The following is a 14,674-nucleotide window of genomic DNA, read 5'->3' as shown; positions in this document are numbered from 1 at the left end:
CCGCCGAGGCGCACAGGTCGCGCAGGTCGGCGCCGCGCGCCGCGAGCAGCACGGCGGCCTCCGCGGTGTCCAGGGCGACGCCGTCGCGGGCCCGGCGCAGGGCCCGCCGCACGGCGCTGGAGGTGGGCATGCCGGATGTCGATGCCTGCTGGGAACTCGTCATGGTGCTCGGTGACTTCCTACGGGTGCGGATGCCGCGTGCGGGCGGTGTCGCCGACAGGCGGGTACCCGCAGACGGTGCGGAGGGAGGACGGGAGGGGGAGGAGGCGGGTGGCCGTGCTGAGCAGTGCGAGCGCGGCGCCGAAGGTGAAGCCGGCCCGGATGCCGTACCCGTCGACCACCAGGCCGCCGGCGAACGAACCCGCGGCCAGCGCGATCTGGCTGACGCTGACCAGAAGGGCCATGCCGCTCTCGGGGTCCTCCGGGGTCGTGCGCGTGATCGACGTCTGCAGCACCAGCGGTACCGCACCGAATGCCGCGCCCCAGACCACGACGAGCGCGACGACCGCGGGTGCCGCGCCCGACAGAGGACCGAGCAGCGCGGCCACGGCCGCGACCAGGGCCGTCGCGGCGACGTGCACCGTCCGCGGGCTGCGGCCGATGGCGGCGCCCGCCGCGAAGTTCCCGGCCAGCCCGGCCGCCCCGTAGGCCAGCAGGACCGCCGTGACCGCGGCAGGGCCGAAGTGCGCCCGGTCCTCCAGGTAGGGGGTGAGGTAGGTGTAGGCGGCGAAGTGCCCGAGGAAGATCAGCGCCGCGCCCAGCAGGGCGGTCCGCGGACCGGGCCTGCGCAGGGCGGTGGTGAGCGTCGTCAGGCTGACCGCGCCGGTGGCCGGCAGCGCGGGCAGCCTCAGCACCAGGGCCGTGAGTGCGAGGAGCGAGGCGCCCGCGGCGAGGAGGAAGGCGGTCCGCCAACCCGCGAGGTGGCCGACCAGTGCGCCGAGCGGCAGGCTGACGACGGTGCCGGCCGAGATCCCGGCCGTGATCAGGGCGGTGGCCCGGTGGGCTGCGCGCGCGGGCACCAGTCGGACGGCGACTCCGGCGCCCATCGCCCAGAATCCGCCCACGCCGACCCCCAGCAGGACCCGTGCCGCCGCCATCACGGCCATGTCCGGGGCACAGGCCGCCAGGATGTTGGAGGCCGCGGTCAGCAGGGCGAGCATGACGAGCACCCTGCGCCGGTCCAGCCGCCCCGAGGCGACGGTGAGCAGGGGGGCGACGACCGCGGCCGTCAGGCCGGGTGCCACCACGACCAGGCCGACGGTGCCGAGGGACACGTGGAGATCAGAGGCAAGGGCGGGCAGCAGCCCGATCGGCAGGAACTCCGTCAGCACCAGGACGAAGCACATCAGCGAGACGGAGGCGACCGCCGGCCAGCCGCCGTGCGGCGCGTGCCTGCCGCGTACGGGGGCCGGCTGAGGCTCCCCTGCGACCGGCACCGCACTGGAAGGACCGTTCATGCTCTCTCCTGGAGGGGGTGGATGTCGCGGACCGTGCCGCACCGTGCGGTGCCGCTGGGTGGACGGAGTGCCCGATCAACGGTCCGACCCGCTCTGACCGGGTGGGCCGCCGGCCAGACCGGGAGGAGGAGGCACCGCATGTCCGAGGTGACGATCCACGCCACCCGGTCCGAGGTCGAGGCCGCCGGTCCGCCGCCGGCCACCGCGCACCGGGATGCGCTCGACCACCGGCCGATCGGGCACCTGGTCGACCGGGCCGTGGCCGAGGACCCGGACCTGAGCCGCTCCGGCGGACTGCTCCCGCAGTTCGTCAGGGAGATCCGCGGGTCCGCCCTTGAGGGTCGGCTCGCCGACCGCCCCGGCTGCGAGGGGCACGACCCGGCCGGCGCCGGTTGCAAGCACTGGACGACCCGGGGGCGGGCGGCCCTGAACGCCTCCGGGACCACCTTCGGGAGTCGCCTCTCCGCAGGCTGCTGATCATCGGCTGACCACGAGGTTTGCACCGTTGATCCGACCCTCCCGCCGGGCGCGCCACACCGGACCGCAGGGACCCGTGGACGAGTGCGTGAGAGTTTCCCGTGGGGGTCCAATGCGTGCCGGAGCCGCTGGATCACCGCGCAGCCCGTGCAGCCGGTCCGCCACCCGGATCCGTCCCGGCCTCTGGGTGAGGCAGGACGGATCCGGGTGACGGACACTCACCGGTGACCCGTCAGACGGGGGCAGCGGGCCGCCGTCGGCGGGGTCAGGCCAGGGTGCGGGCGAAAGCCCGGATTTCCCCGGCGAACAGGGCCGGCTGTTCGAAGGCGGCGAAGTGGCCGCCGGCCGCGATGCTGTCGTTGAAGTAGCGCAGGTTGCTGTAGGCGCGCTCCGCCCACACGCGCGGGGTGCTCACCAGCTCCCTGGGGAAGACGCTGACGCCGACGGGCATGCCGAGCACGGTCAGTTCGTGGTTGCTGCGGTAGAACTCCCAGTACAGTCGCGCCGAGGAGGCGCCGGTCCCGGTGAGCCAGTACAGCGTGATGTCGTCGAGCATCTCGTCCCGGGTCAGGACCTGCTCCGGGTGGTTGTGGCTGTCGGTCCAGTCGACGAACTTCTCGTAGATCCAGGCGGCCAGTCCCGCAGGGGAGTCGTTCAGGGCGTAGCCGACGGTCTGCGGGCGGGTGGCCTGCTCGGTGAAGTACCCGGCGTAGACCTGGTTGAACTTCTGCTGCTGCGCGATGGCCGTCTGCTCCGCGGGGGTGGGGTTGTCCACGGGAAGGCCGCCGGTCAGCATGAACTCGGGCAGGTTCAGGTGGACACCGGCCAGGCCGGCCGGCTTGAGCTTGCCGACCTGGGTGGCGACGCTGCCGCCCCAGTCGCCTCCCTGGACGATGTACTGCTGGTAGCCGAGGCGCTCCATGAGGGTGACCCAGGCACGGGCGATGCGCTCGGTGTTCCAGCCGGTCGTCCCGGGCTTGTCGGAAAACCCGTAGCCCGGCATCGAGGGGATCACGACATGGAACGCGTCCGCGGCGGTGCCGCCATGGGCCTCGGGGTCGGTCAGGGGGCCGACGGCCTTGAGGAACTCCACGACGGAGCCGGGCCAGCCGTGGCACAGCAGCAGCGGCCGTGCGTGGGCGTGGCGGGAGCGCACGTGCAGGAAGTGGATGCCCAGGCCGTCGATCTCGGTGCGGTACTGGCCCAGGGAGTTCAGGCGGCGCTCCAGGCGGCGCCAGTCGTAGCGGGTGCGCCAGTGCTCGAGCAGTGCGGCCACCGGCTCCCGCTGCGCGCCCTGCGAGTTGTCGGGCACGGTCTCCCGCTCAGGGAGCCGCACCTGGTCCAGGCGGCGGCGCAGATCCTCCAGGGCGCTTTCGGGCACCTGCAGGTGGAAGGGCTGGACGGCCTCGGTGGCGGGCGGAAGGACGAGGTGCTCGACCGGCGCGGCGCCGGCCGTCGTGGCGTCGGCCGACGCGGTGTTCGCGGTCAGCAGGGCGGCAGGAGTGGCCGTCGCAGCCCCGACGATGGCTGCGGTCCGCAGGATGCCGCGGCGGGAGAAGCGGTGGCGGTTGCCCGCGGCCGTGTTGTTCTGGGGTGTTTCCTTGCTCATCAGGAGGTCTCCTTGTGCGGGGGGTGGGGGGCACCTGTCGTATCGCGCGGCGGCGGTGAGGTGGGTGCAGTGCGCCCGGGACGCGTGAGGTGCGGCGCGTGGGCCGGTTTTCGTGGCGTTCTGGCGGAAAGGGCAGAGACGCGGCGACAGTTTTATATCGTTCAATATAAAACTAGGTGCTTTCCCGTCTCCGGTCAAGCGGCCGGAATCTGCTCCGGTGGACCGGGGGGCGGGGACGCCGTGTGCCGGCCGGCCACGGGAGGGCCGTCCTCCGGCCTGCGGGGGGCAGGTGGGGGGATCGGAGGGTCGGCGGAGAGCACCGACGCCGCGTCTGCCCGGAGGTCCGTGCCGATGTCCCGGAGCTCCTGCAGCTCCTCGTCGGCCGAGGCGTGCTGCCACGCCTTGCGGACGATGCCGCGCGGGTGGAGGTCCTGCAGTTCCAGGTCGGCGAACTCGGGTCCGAGCTGTGCGCGGAGGTCGGTCCGGGCGCTGTCGGACAGGGTCCGGATCCTGCGCAGGATCCGGGTGGCGTCGGCGACGAGTCGGGGGATCTTGTCCGGGCCCAGGATGACGGTCCCGAGGATGACGAGGGTGAGGAGTTCAAGTGGGCCCATGCCGAGGAACACGGTGGCCTCCTGCGAACGGGTACGGCCGCCCGGTTCGTGCCGGGCGCGTCCTGCGGATGTCGGTGGGTGCGGGGCTCGGCGCCATGGGCGGCGGCCGCATCAGCGGCGGCCACGCGCGGGCGCTGCGGGCGCTGGGGGCGGTGCGACACCAGGCGTTTCATGGGATGCCGTGTCCTCCGCCGCCGCGCGGGCGCGGCGGCGCCGGTCGGCGCACCAGGACACCGCGCAGGCGAGGAGGTACAGCGCGGTGATGGGGACCGCGAGCAGCAGCATGCTCAGCGGATCGGTGCTGGGCGTCGCGATGGCGCTGAAGGCGGTGATGCCGAGGACCATGGTGCGCCACCAGCCGACCATGCGCCGCGCGCTGAGCAGGCCGATCAGATTGAGCATGACCAGGACGAGCGGCAGTTCGAAGGAAGCCCCGAACACCAGCACCATGCGGGTCGCCAGGTCGAGGAAGTCATCCACCGGGAGGATGTTCGTCGCCTTGTCCGGGGTGAAGGACAGCAGGACCCGTGCCGTGGTCGGCAGGACTGCGTAGGCGAATGCCGCGCCGATGAGGAACAGGGGAATCCCCGTGGCGAGGAAGGCGACGGTGTACTTCTTCTCGTGGCGGTGCAGACCCGGCGCCAGGAAGGCCCACAGTTGGTAGAGCCACACGGGACTCGCGGCCAGCACGCCGGCGGCCAAGGAGACTTTCATGGCCAGGGTGAACGGGCTCAGCAGCCCGTTCACCGCGATCAGGCCGCAGTCTCCCGCGCTGCCGGGTGAAGGCGCACATCCGGGCAGGGGTGCGATGGCGATGCCGATGAGCTGCTTGTAGAACAGTCCGGCCACCAGGGTGGTGACGACGATCGCACCCACGGCCCTGGTCAGGCGGCTGCGCAGTTCGCGCAGATGGTCCGCCAGGGGCATGTGGCCTGCGGGCTGGGATTCTGCCGTGGTCGGTGGAGAGGTCATGGCGCGACCTGGCCTGTGCCGGGTGCGTCAGGCCGCTTCGCGACCGGTGTCGTGGCTGCGGAGGGATCCGGCACCGGTCGGCCGCTCCGGGGACAGAGGGGAAGCAGATGCTTGCCCGGAGTCCTCGGGGCGCGGGTCGCGGGTCGCGTCGTCGGTCCGCAGGGCCTTGGTCTCGCTCTTGAGGATGCGCAGGGACTGCCCGAGCGATCGCGCCATGTCGGGCATGCGTTTGGCGCCGAAGAGCACGACGACCACAACCAGGATGAGCAGGATTTCCGGAGTTCCGATCTTGCCGAACACGATGGTTCCTTTCGCTGGGGGTGCCGGGGGAAGGCGGGGGCGCGGATCCACCGGGAGGGGGGCCTGCGGTGGACCGGGGGACGTCAGGAGGCCCGGCTTCGGGTGGCCCGCCGGTAGGGCATCGGCGGTCTCAGCGGGCCAGGGCCGAGAGCTCCCGCCACTGGGGCGGGGGGGGGGGGGAGCCCGAGCCGAGGACGTGGAGGCAGACGTGGTCTGCTCCGGCCTGGTGCTGGGCGCGGACCCGGCTGCCGATGGTCTCGACGTCTCCCCAGGCCACGAGGCTGTCGATGAGGCGGTCGCTGCCGCCGTCGGCGAGGTCCTCCTCGGTGAAGCCCTGGCGCAGCAGGTTGCGGGCGTAGTGGTCCATGGACAGGAACATGCTGACGAAGCCGCGGGCGGTCGTGCGGGCCGCGGCGGCGTCCCGTTCGAGGACGACGGCCTGGTAGGGGGCCAGCAGAGGCTGGGGTCCGAGCAGCGCGCGCGTGGCGGCCGTCTGCTCGGGGGTGACCAGGAAGGGGTGGACGCCCGCGGTGCGCTGTCCGGCGAGGCGGGTCATCTTGGGGCCGAGTGCGGCCATGAGGCGTTCGCCGGGCGGGACGAGGGCCGGGGCGTGGTCGAGTTCGTCCAGGTAGCGGCCCATGTCTGCCAGAGGGCGGTAGTCGTGTCCCGCCTCGCGGGCGGCGGCCGGATCGCTGACGCCGAGTCCGAGGAGGAGTCGGCTGCCGAAGCGCTGCCGCAGTCGTGCGTGTCCGGCGGCCATCTCGGCGGCCTTGTGGCGCCAGATGCTGAGCACGCCGACCGCGACCTTGGTGCTGCCGGTGGCGCTCAGGAGGCGCTCGGAGTCGCCGAGGATGTCGCCGCCGCCGAGGCCGGGGATCCACAAGGCTCCCCAGCCCATGGCGTCGAGTTCGGCGGCGGCGTCCCGGATCTCTCCGGGGTCTGCGGTCCGCAGTTCGATGCTCCAGATTCCTGTGCGTCCCACGTCCATGCTGTGTGTCCCGTCTGTACTGGTCGTGCGGGCTGGTTGGCCGTGGCGGGCCGGACGCGGCGCGGCGGGCGGCGTTCGCCACAGGGGTGAGGGGGTGGGGGCGGTGCGGCGGTCGCCCGCCGCACCGCCCCCTGCACCGGGGTGCGTAGGCTGGGGGTGGTCAGATCTGGTTGAGGCCGCCGTCGACGAAGAGCTCGACGCCGGTGATGAAGCTGCTCTGGTCCGAGGCGAGGAAGAGCGCGGTGGAGGCGACCTCGTCCGGGCGGCCCATCCGGCCCAGGGCCACCTGGCTGGCGAAGAAGCCCTTGACCTGCGCCCTCTGCTCGGGGTCGGGGAGGAGGCCGTCGATGCCGGGGGTCTCGATCGGGCCGGGGCTGATGGCGTTGACCCGGATGGCGCGGCCCTTGAGCTCGTTGGCCCAGGTGCGGGAGAAGGAGCGGATGGCGGCCTTGGAGGCGGCGTAGACGCCGAAGGCCTCGGCGCCGGCGGTGCCGGCGGTGGAGCTGGTGAGGATGACCGAGGCGCCGTCGTTCAGCAGCGGCAGCGCCTTCTGGACGGTGAAGAGCGTGCCGCGCACGTTGCTGTTGAAGGTCTCGTCGAAGTGCTGCTCGGTGACCTGCTCCAGGGTGGAGAAGGTGCCGCCGCCCGCGTTCGCGAAGAGGACGTCGATCCGACGCCCCTGCTCGGCCACGGTGGCGTAGAGCCGGTCGAGGTCGGCCAGGTCCGATACGTCACCGCGCACACCGGTGGCACGCGGGCCGATCTGCGCCACTGCGGCGTCCAGCGCCTCCTGGCGGCGGCCGGTGATGAACACGTGCGCGCCCTCGGCGGCGAAGCGCTGAGCGGTGGCCAGGCCGATGCCGCTGGTGCCGCCGGTGACGATGGCCGTCTTGCCGTCAAGCTGTCCCATGGTGGTGCTCCGAATCAAAGTGAGTGCGCGGCCCGAAGGACTCGGACACGCGAGCCGCACCGCCTGGGCCCGCAGGGCGGGTAGTCCGGTGATGCCGACTGTTTTCTAGTGGTCGATACAAAACTAGGTCGACCGGGGTGCCGTGTCAAGCAGATGCTTTGCCGCCCTGTGCTGCGGCCGGGGGGATCGCCGTGCGGAAAGGTAACACTTGTTGTTACATCAAGCGTCGAGATGCAAGGGTGCCCTTCAGCTCAGCCGCATGTTCGAGCGGGCGGGTCAGAGTCCGTCGGGCCCCCGCTCCCGGGCATGGTCCGTCCTGTCGCGGCGACGCGGCGGTGGCCGGGCTGGTTCGCCTCTTCCGGTCCGGTTTCCAGGGCGCCGAGACCGCCCGGCCCGTGGTCTGCGGCGGCTGGCCGATCGCTGCTCGACCAGGCGGCCCCGTCCCCCGCGCCGGGCCGGACAGCCCGGCAGGTGGTGGGGCTGTCGTCGGATGGGCGGTGCCTGCGGCCGGGTGGTGCGCGGTTTCCCGGTCCTTGAGGACAGTGCCCCGGTCAGATCCCGGTCTTGTCCGGGACGGGGCAGGGCTGCCCGTGGTGTCGTGCCGAATTGGGGGCGGGGAGAGGCAGGGGAGGGAGCGCGCGGGCCGAGGGGGGCTTCTGCGCCGGCGCACCTCGCAGGGCCGTCCCCGGCGCGGGGGATCGCACCCCGCACCTCGCGGCACGCAGCCGCACCCACCGCATGTCCTGCCGAACCGTCAGGAGCGTTTCAGGAGCGTGCTCTTGGGCGCCTCGCGCGGTGCGGGAGGGGCTGCGCCTGTGGCGGGGGACGGTGCTGTCCGGGATCGACGCCCCGTTCGCCGGAGCCCCGCGCGAACACCTCGAGGCCAGGCGCTTCGCGGCCCAGGAGTTCCTCGCGGATCTCGACCTGGCCCTGGGGCGCCATCGGGACCTGGTGCCCGATCTGAGCGCGATGCCGGAGGCGCACCCGACGAGGGAGGAAGCGGAGAGCGCCTCGTCCCCGCGCTCTGCCGCAGCGGCTCGCAGGCCGACGCGCTCGCCGTCCTCCGCTCCTGTAGAGGCAGGCCCGCTGCCCCGGCCCCCGAGCCCGGGCGCCTGCCAGAAGGCCCCACCTGCCGGGCGGAGGCGTTCGCCTGGTGCGCGGCCCAGCCACGCCAGCCTGGTCCACGCGGTCCGGGCCACCGCCGACCACGGGTTCCATGGCCCCGCCCGGCGCATCTCCGGCCACGTGGGGGCCCACTTCCACCTCACCTCGCGGCAGGAGGACTGTCTCGCTGTCGCGGAGGCGGTCCAGCGGACCGCGCGCGGCCGGCGGCGGGCCGGGCGAGGCCACCGTGCTCTCCGCCGGCGGCGCGGTCCTGAGGAAGGCGGCTCACCGAAGTTTCGGCCCGGGCCGGAGCGTTTCGGCGGCTTCATTTCGCGCACGAGGCGGTGTTCCGGTGCCCTGCCCTGCAGCCGCGCGGTGCTACGCCGGGGGTGATGCCGCGTGCGTGTCCGCGGTGCCCCCTCCGGCGCCTGCGGTCACCGGTACGTGCCGCGTACGTGCCGTGCCCGTGTGCGCAGACCCGCACGGCCCCCACCGGCCGCGGCCGGGGCCGTGTGCACGGCCGCACGGTCGGGGCCCGGACAGACCGGGCCTCCCGAACCCCTTCCGAACCCCTCCCGGATCACCGGTTCCTGCAACGCGGACCCTTCACGGGTCGCTCGTCCACGATTCGACGAGGAGCCGTGCGTACGCGTCGGCCGCCGTCTCGTGGAGGAAGTGCCCGGTGTCGAGGACGACGCTCTCGACCCGGGAGAGCCTGCCGGTGAGGTACTCGCCGTTTGCCGGGAGCAGGATGTCGTCGTGGGCTCCGACGACGTTGAGGACCGGGGCGGTGATCCCGGGCAGCTGTCCGGCGAGGGTGCGGAGGTCGGTGGGGAAGGAGCGCACGTAGCGGGCCGACTCGATGAACCGGTCGCCGTCGTACGCCGCCAGGTAGTCCTCCCTCACCACGTCGGGCGCCGCGTAGCCCTGGCGCTCCATCTTCTCCAGGACGCCGAGCACCAGGTCCCGGCCGGTGATCCGGCGGAGCGCGTCCAGGTCGGGCGCCTCGACGAAGTCCTTGAGCCTGCCGCTCAGCTGCAGCGGGTAGGCGACGCCGCCGTTGCCGACCGCCAGGGACCTGAACCGGTCGGGCGCCGCCGCTGCGGCGAAGAGGAGCGCCGAGGTGGCGATGTCCGGACCGACCGCGTGGGGATGCCGCAGGTCGAAGGCGTCGGCGATCCGCAGGATGAACCCGCTCATCGCCGACGGCGACATCAGGTCGCCCCGGCCTTCCGAGTGCCCGAAGCCCGGCAGGTCGACGGCCACCAGCTGGACCTCCTCGGCCAGCCTGCTCCAGGCCGGCGCGAAGGCGTAGAGGCTTTCCGGCCACGGGCTCAGCAGCAGGGCCTGGTGGCCACCGCCGACCGGCCTGCTCGTCGCGTACCGGATGCGCAGCCCGTCGATGTCGCGGAAGCGCGGTTCGATTCCGACGTCCATGGTGCAGCCACTCCTCGTGTTCCGGCTCATGCCCACCCGCGTCCGCCGGTCGCCTCGGTGCGCAGGGTGCAGGAGAGGGGCCGGGCGTCCGTCCACCCTCGACCGGGACCGTCCCGCAGGGGAGGGCAGGGCCGTCCACCGGCAGGGCGGGTCGCGGGGCGGCGGCGCCACCGCTGAGCCGTACGGAGCCAGGTCGGCGATCAGGGCAGCGATGCCGCCTGAACCCGTGCCGATCGTTCCAGGCACTCGTGGACCGTATGTTCGCCCTCGATCCCCGGCAAACCTCATCTGCCCGGGCCGTTCCCACTCCGTCCGCGGCCGTCCTCGCCCGGGGGACCCGCCCCGACGGCCCTGCTGCGGGGCGCTGCGGCGCCTGCCGTGCCGGCCCCGGCCCGACCGGGTCCGGTGTTCCGGCCCGGTAGGCGGACCGACCGGTCGCGCCCCGGTTGCACGCGAGGCACGATGGACAGGCGACCCGGAAGGGCGGCTGTCCGATGCGGCGTGCTGCCGCGCTGCCCGGCCGCCGGACCGCCGACCTGACCGGGCGCCGGGCGTGGACGGGCCCGCGGTCCGTCCCCTCCGGGGTGGAGGCCGGGTCCCGAAGGGGCTCGCGCCCGAGCCCGCCGAGATCGTCGCTGCAGTGACGGCCTTCATGCCGAGGACCGCGTACGCCACGAGGGACTCGAACCGTGGAACATGCCGATACCACCGCCGACGCCCCCGGTGCCAGGGGGCCGCCCCGCTCCCACCGGTTCGCGCCCCCCCGACCGCGCGACGGCGCCCTGCCGCACCCCCGGCGATCGCCGGCCGCGGCACGCAGGGCGCCGTGCGGCACCCCGGATGCCTGCGCGCGACCCGGAGCGGGGCAGGGTGCGACCGGCCCGCCCGGCAGAGGAGGCGCACACATTGATGGACCCGTTGATGGACCCGTTGAGGAGCGCCCTGTCCACGACGCCCGCCCGCTGGCTGCGGACGCGTGATCCCGACCTGGCGGCCACCCGGCGCGCCGCGCGCACCGCCGTCGTGATGCCCGTCCTCCTCGTCCTGTGCCAGGTGGTGGTCCGCTCGCCGGCGGTGGCGACGTTCGCCTCGTTCGGATCGTTCTCCATGCTCCTCCTGGTCGACTTCCCCGGGTCCCGGGTGCAGCAGCTCCGGGCCTACTCCGGGTTCGCGGCGGCGTGGGCGGTGCTGATCTGCCTCGGCACGCTGACCGCCCGGCCGACCTGGCTCGCGGTGGGGGCCACGGTGGTGGTCGGCTTCCTCGTCCTGTTCTCCGGAGTCGTCAGTTCCGTGCTGGCGGGCGCGACGAACGCGCTCCTCCTGGGCTTCGTCCTCCCGGTCACCTCGCCCGCGCCGCCGGCGGACCTGCCGGGGCGCCTCGCCGGCGTCGGCCTCGCGCTGTCCGCCGCACTGCCCGCGGTCTGGTTCCTGTGGCCCCGGCGTGCCACCGAGCCGCTCAGCACGCCCGCCGCCCGCACCTGCCGGGCCGTGGCGGCGCTGCTGCGTGCCGACGCCTCCCGCGTGGGAGGCGACGGGGACGCCCCCACGGCCCACGCGTGGGACGCCATGACCGCGGATGTCCTGGCCGCGTGGACGGACCTGCGGGCCGCGTTCGACGCCACTCCCTACCGGCCCGCCGGACTCTCCACCGGCTCCCGCGCGATCGTGCGCCTGGTGGACGAACTCACGTGGATCAGCGCCATCGCCACCAGGAGCGGGCGCGTGTTCCGTGACGCCCCCGCCTGCGACCCGGTCGCCCACGTGGCGCTGGAACGCACGGCATCCGTCCTCGACCTGGCCGCCGGCCTGCTCGAGAACCTCCGGTCCGATCCGGCCGCGCTCAAGACCGCCTCGACGGGCCTCCGGAGGGCACTGGACGCCCTGGAACGCGGCGCGGCCTCACGGATCCCCGTACACCGCCGCCCCGGGAGCGACCCGGAGGTCCACTCCTTCCTCGAGGCCCTGGACGTGTCCTTCCGCACGCAGGAGATGGGGTTCGCGGCACTCCAGGTCGCGGACAACGTGCACCTGGCTGCGCGGGCCGAGCAGCGGAGCTGGCGCGAACGTCTGGCGGGACGCGACCCCGGGAGTCCCGGCGCCCCCCTGTCCACCGCCCGTGAACGGGCCGTCGCCCACCTGCGGCCGCACTCCGTCTGGCTGCACAACAGCCTGCGGGGAGCGTTCGGCCTGGGCATCGCGGTGGTCGTGGCGAACCTCACGGGCCTCCAGCACTCGTTCTGGGTGCTGCTCGGCACCCTGTCCGTCCTGCGCTCGAACGCCCTCAGCACCGGCCAGAGCGCGGCGCGCGCCCTGGCCGGCACGCTCGCGGGCTCCCTGATCGGCGCCGGGCTGCTCGTCCTCGTGGGCCCGCACGGCACCCTGCTGTGGCTCCTGCTGCCCCTCGCCGTCCTGGTCGCGGGGACCGCCCCCACCGTCATCTCGTTCGCGGCCGGACAGGCGGCCTTCACCGTCACCCTCGTCGTCCTGTTCAGCATCGGCAGGCCCTCCGACTGGCACATCGCGCTGGTGCGTGCGGAGGACATCGCCCTCGGCTGCGCGGTGAGCGTGCTGGTGGGCCTCGTCTTCTGGCCCCGTGGCGCCGCTGCCGCCGTCGACCGCGCCCTCGCCGTCGCCTACGCGGACAGCGCCCGCTACCTCGCCGGTGCCGTGGACTACGCCGTCGGCCGGTGCGGCGCCGGTTCCGCGACCCCGGAGACCCCTGCCCGGATGGGCCGCCAGGCGGCCGCCGCCGCGCGACGGCTGGATGATGCCTTCCGCAGCTATCTGGCGGAACGGGGGCCGAAGCCGACGTCCCTGGCGGACATCACCACCCTCGTCACCGGGGTCGTCGGGCTGCGTCTCGCCGGGGACGCCGTCCTCGAGCTGTGGCAGCGCGCCGGGCCGCAGCCGGACGGCAGCACCGGGGCCGACGCCCGCCACGTCCTCCTCGGCACCTCCGGCAGGGTCGCCGGCTGGTAAGCGGGACTGTCGTCGCACCTGCGGGAGCCGGGGCCGGCCCCGCACCCGATGCCGCACAACCCCGTGGCCGAAGCGGCCATCGTCGGGGCCGTCCGGTGCGACCTGCGCGACCCGCACGGCCGGGCCACCGACACCGCGGTCCGCGTCATCTGGACCGCCGACCACCTGAACGCGGTCCGCCGGCTGCAGCCCGTCCTGGCCGCTGCGGCGGGGCGCCACCTCGCGCGGCGCGGCGGCACCGGCACATGAAGGGGCGGCAGTGCCGGAACCGCCGCGGTGCGGTGCACGGGGGAGCGGGCGGGACGGGCCGGTCCGGCCGCGCCGGCCGACAGGGTCAGACCCGGCCCGGAAGCCGCTCGGTGATCTCCTGCAGGATCCAGCGGTTGCCCTCGCTGTCGTGGAACGAGGCGTACGTGGCGTAGGACCGGCGCTCCGGGTCGTGGCCGGGAGCACGCCCCGCGTCACCGATGCGGAAGCCGCCGGCGAGGCCGCCTCCCTCGTCGTGGAAGGGCTCGCCGACCTCGACGCCCCGCGAGGTGAGCGCTTCCCGGGCCGTGTCGATGTCGTCCACGACGAGGATCAGGCCGTCGGCCGACCCGGGCGGCGCGGCGGTGACCTGCGTGCCGAAGACGACCGAGGCGGGCGAGCCCGGCGGCGTGACCTGCATCAGCCTGTAGCGGTCGTCCGTGCTGACGTCGGCGTCGACCCTCCAGCCGAGACCGGTGGAGAAGTCCCTCGCCCGGTCGTGGTCGGCCAGGACCTCCACGATCCGCCGGCAGTCCGGCGCCGGCACCCCGGCGTCGGCACCCCGGCGTCGAGCCCGTCCCGCCGCACCGGCGCCACCGAGCCCGGCACCGCACCCCGCTCCCGCCGCGGTCCCGGCACGACCGGCCGCTCCACGGGCACAGCCACCGGCAGCTCCTCACAGCCGCGGGGCTCCGCCAGCACTTCGCCCACCGTCTCGCGGGCGATCACCAGCCGCTCCCACGCGGCCTCCGCCTCCCGCAGCCCGGGCTGCAGCACCTCCACCCGCTGCCGGACAGCCCGCTCCCGCTCCTCCAGCAACCCCGTCACCGACGGCACCCGGCACCTCCACCGCAGAGACGGCACGACACACCGTCCCTGCCGCACGGCAACCCGGACCATGCCCGACCACCGGAAACGCACCGCTCACATGCGGAAGGACAGGAGCTTCTCAGCGGGCACCTCTGTGCATCACCCCCCGCCCCGCCGCAGTCACCGTCCGGTGGACCCGGGCCGAGCCTCACGGCCTCGGGTGAACGATTGCCGTCCGCGGCACGTGTACGGGAAACAGGACGCCACGATGCCGAAGGGGACTCGCGTGACACGACGACACTCCGATGAGCAGGACTTCGAACTCGTCGGAATGGACTCCGACCCGACGCCTGGCGACCCCGATCTCATCCAAGGCATCGTCACCCGCTACCGCGATGTCGGGGATGCCGCACAGAAGGCATTGGACCTCCTCGGGAAGGACGGCAGAATCTCCCGCGGCCACGGTTCGGCGATGGACGCACTCAACAAGAAAATCGGCGACAGCCTCCCGGACAGGCTGCGCAAGACCGCCGCCTCCTACCACGAGGCAGCGCAGGCCTACGCCGACTACATCCCCAGGCTGCGCGAGGCGCAGGAGACCTTCGACCGTGCGGTGGACCAGGCGGCGGCAGCGGCACCGCAGGCCGCCTAGTACTCCAGCAGGACTTCGACGTTTTGCCTGTTCAGAGGCCTGCGCGCGTGAGTGTAGTGGGCGAACGTCTCATCAGGGGCGGTCTTCATGGGACCGCCCCTCGATCGTGTGCAGCCGCC

14 protein-coding genes are annotated in these 14,674 nt (G+C 73.7%); 5 read left to right on the top strand and 9 right to left on the bottom strand.

What is annotated here, in order from left to right; all coding sequences use genetic code 11:
• Window positions 1–179 precede the first annotated feature (179 nt).
• Complete coding sequence (locus LO771_RS29425) at window positions 180–1,457, bottom strand: MFS transporter (protein WP_230748117.1); 1,278 nt, start codon at window positions 1,455–1,457, stop codon at window positions 180–182.
• A 138-nt stretch (window positions 1,458–1,595) separates the two neighbouring features.
• On the opposite strand from LO771_RS29425, the gene LO771_RS29420 reads away from it, so the two are divergent.
• Window positions 1,596–1,934, top strand: coding sequence for a hypothetical protein (locus LO771_RS29420; RefSeq protein ID WP_230748116.1), 339 nt, complete (start codon window positions 1,596–1,598; stop codon window positions 1,932–1,934).
• A gap of 265 nt (window positions 1,935–2,199) precedes the next feature.
• Here the strand turns inward: LO771_RS29420 and LO771_RS29415 are convergent, their stop codons facing one another.
• From LO771_RS29415 to LO771_RS29390, 6 genes are all read right to left on the bottom strand, one after another.
• Entirely contained in the window at window positions 2,200–3,543 is a 1,344-nt protein-coding gene (locus tag LO771_RS29415; RefSeq protein ID WP_230748114.1) for an epoxide hydrolase family protein, read from the bottom strand.
• A gap of 194 nt (window positions 3,544–3,737) precedes the next feature.
• Window positions 3,738–4,169: a Sec-independent protein translocase subunit TatB gene (locus tag LO771_RS29410; RefSeq protein ID WP_230748110.1), complete on the bottom strand. Its 432-nt coding sequence runs from the start codon at window positions 4,167–4,169 to the stop codon at window positions 3,738–3,740.
• A 99-nt stretch (window positions 4,170–4,268) separates the two neighbouring features.
• Window positions 4,269–5,129: a twin-arginine translocase subunit TatC gene (gene tatC, locus LO771_RS29405; protein WP_230748108.1), complete on the bottom strand. Its 861-nt coding sequence runs from the start codon at window positions 5,127–5,129 to the stop codon at window positions 4,269–4,271.
• A gap of 27 nt (window positions 5,130–5,156) precedes the next feature.
• A complete protein-coding gene (gene tatA / locus LO771_RS29400) occupies window positions 5,157–5,429 on the bottom strand; it encodes a Sec-independent protein translocase subunit TatA (protein ID WP_230748106.1) in 273 nt (90 codons plus the stop codon).
• Between the two features lie 130 nt (window positions 5,430–5,559).
• Complete coding sequence (locus LO771_RS29395) at window positions 5,560–6,417, bottom strand: TIGR03620 family F420-dependent LLM class oxidoreductase (RefSeq protein ID WP_230748104.1); 858 nt, start codon at window positions 6,415–6,417, stop codon at window positions 5,560–5,562.
• Window positions 6,418–6,577: 160 nt separating this feature from the next.
• The gene (locus LO771_RS29390; RefSeq protein ID WP_230748102.1) at window positions 6,578–7,327 is read right to left on the bottom strand and encodes an SDR family NAD(P)-dependent oxidoreductase; all 750 of its coding nucleotides are present in this window, start codon (window positions 7,325–7,327) and stop codon (window positions 6,578–6,580) included.
• A gap of 738 nt (window positions 7,328–8,065) precedes the next feature.
• Here LO771_RS29390 and LO771_RS31775 point away from each other — a divergent pair.
• Entirely contained in the window at window positions 8,066–8,824 is a 759-nt protein-coding gene (locus LO771_RS31775) for a BTAD domain-containing putative transcriptional regulator (protein WP_374228275.1), read from the top strand.
• Window positions 8,825–9,037: 213 nt separating this feature from the next.
• Here the strand turns inward: LO771_RS31775 and LO771_RS29385 are convergent, their stop codons facing one another.
• Window positions 9,038–9,868 carry an alpha/beta fold hydrolase gene (locus LO771_RS29385; protein ID WP_230748100.1) on the bottom strand — a complete coding sequence of 277 codons (831 nt, stop codon included), beginning with the start codon at window positions 9,866–9,868 and terminating at the stop codon, window positions 9,038–9,040.
• Between the two features lie 909 nt (window positions 9,869–10,777).
• Here LO771_RS29385 and LO771_RS29380 point away from each other — a divergent pair.
• Window positions 10,778–12,847 carry an FUSC family protein gene (locus LO771_RS29380; RefSeq protein WP_230748098.1) on the top strand — a complete coding sequence of 690 codons (2,070 nt, stop codon included), beginning with the start codon at window positions 10,778–10,780 and terminating at the stop codon, window positions 12,845–12,847.
• Window positions 12,848–12,910: 63 nt separating this feature from the next.
• The gene (locus LO771_RS29375; protein WP_230748096.1) at window positions 12,911–13,096 is read left to right on the top strand and encodes a hypothetical protein; all 186 of its coding nucleotides are present in this window, start codon (window positions 12,911–12,913) and stop codon (window positions 13,094–13,096) included.
• A gap of 85 nt (window positions 13,097–13,181) precedes the next feature.
• Here the strand turns inward: LO771_RS29375 and LO771_RS29370 are convergent, their stop codons facing one another.
• On the bottom strand, window positions 13,182–13,640 hold the full coding sequence (locus LO771_RS29370; RefSeq protein WP_230748094.1) for a VOC family protein: 459 nt from the start codon (window positions 13,638–13,640) through the stop codon (window positions 13,182–13,184).
• A gap of 735 nt (window positions 13,641–14,375) precedes the next feature.
• On the opposite strand from LO771_RS29370, the gene LO771_RS29365 reads away from it, so the two are divergent.
• Window positions 14,376–14,555: a hypothetical protein gene (locus LO771_RS29365; protein WP_230748092.1), complete on the top strand. Its 180-nt coding sequence runs from the start codon at window positions 14,376–14,378 to the stop codon at window positions 14,553–14,555.
• Window positions 14,556–14,674 lie beyond the last annotated feature (119 nt).

This window comes from Streptacidiphilus sp. ASG 303 (genome assembly GCF_020991365.1).
In the GTDB taxonomy this organism is placed as follows: domain Bacteria; phylum Actinomycetota; class Actinomycetes; order Streptomycetales; family Streptomycetaceae; genus Peterkaempfera.
This window is presented reverse-complemented; position numbering and strand designations above follow the sequence as displayed.

Coding starts and splice junctions, on each gene's coding strand:
- LO771_RS29415 (WP_230748114.1), bottom strand. CDS start 3,543: ATGAGCAAGGAAACACCCCAGAACAACACGGCCGCGGGCAACCGCCAC.
- LO771_RS29425 (WP_230748117.1), bottom strand. CDS start 1,457: ATGAACGGTCCTTCCAGTGCGGTGCCGGTCGCAGGGGAGCCTCAGCCG.
- LO771_RS29395 (WP_230748104.1), bottom strand. CDS start 6,417: ATGGACGTGGGACGCACAGGAATCTGGAGCATCGAACTGCGGACCGCA.
- LO771_RS31775 (WP_374228275.1), top strand. CDS start 8,066: ATGTCCTGCCGAACCGTCAGGAGCGTTTCAGGAGCGTGCTCTTGGGCG.
- LO771_RS29365 (WP_230748092.1), top strand. CDS start 14,376: ATGGACGCACTCAACAAGAAAATCGGCGACAGCCTCCCGGACAGGCTG.
- LO771_RS29420 (WP_230748116.1), top strand. CDS start 1,596: ATGTCCGAGGTGACGATCCACGCCACCCGGTCCGAGGTCGAGGCCGCC.
- tatC (WP_230748108.1), bottom strand. CDS start 5,129: ATGACCTCTCCACCGACCACGGCAGAATCCCAGCCCGCAGGCCACATG.
- LO771_RS29385 (WP_230748100.1), bottom strand. CDS start 9,868: ATGGACGTCGGAATCGAACCGCGCTTCCGCGACATCGACGGGCTGCGC.
- LO771_RS29390 (WP_230748102.1), bottom strand. CDS start 7,327: ATGGGACAGCTTGACGGCAAGACGGCCATCGTCACCGGCGGCACCAGC.
- LO771_RS29380 (WP_230748098.1), top strand. CDS start 10,778: ATGGACCCGTTGATGGACCCGTTGAGGAGCGCCCTGTCCACGACGCCC.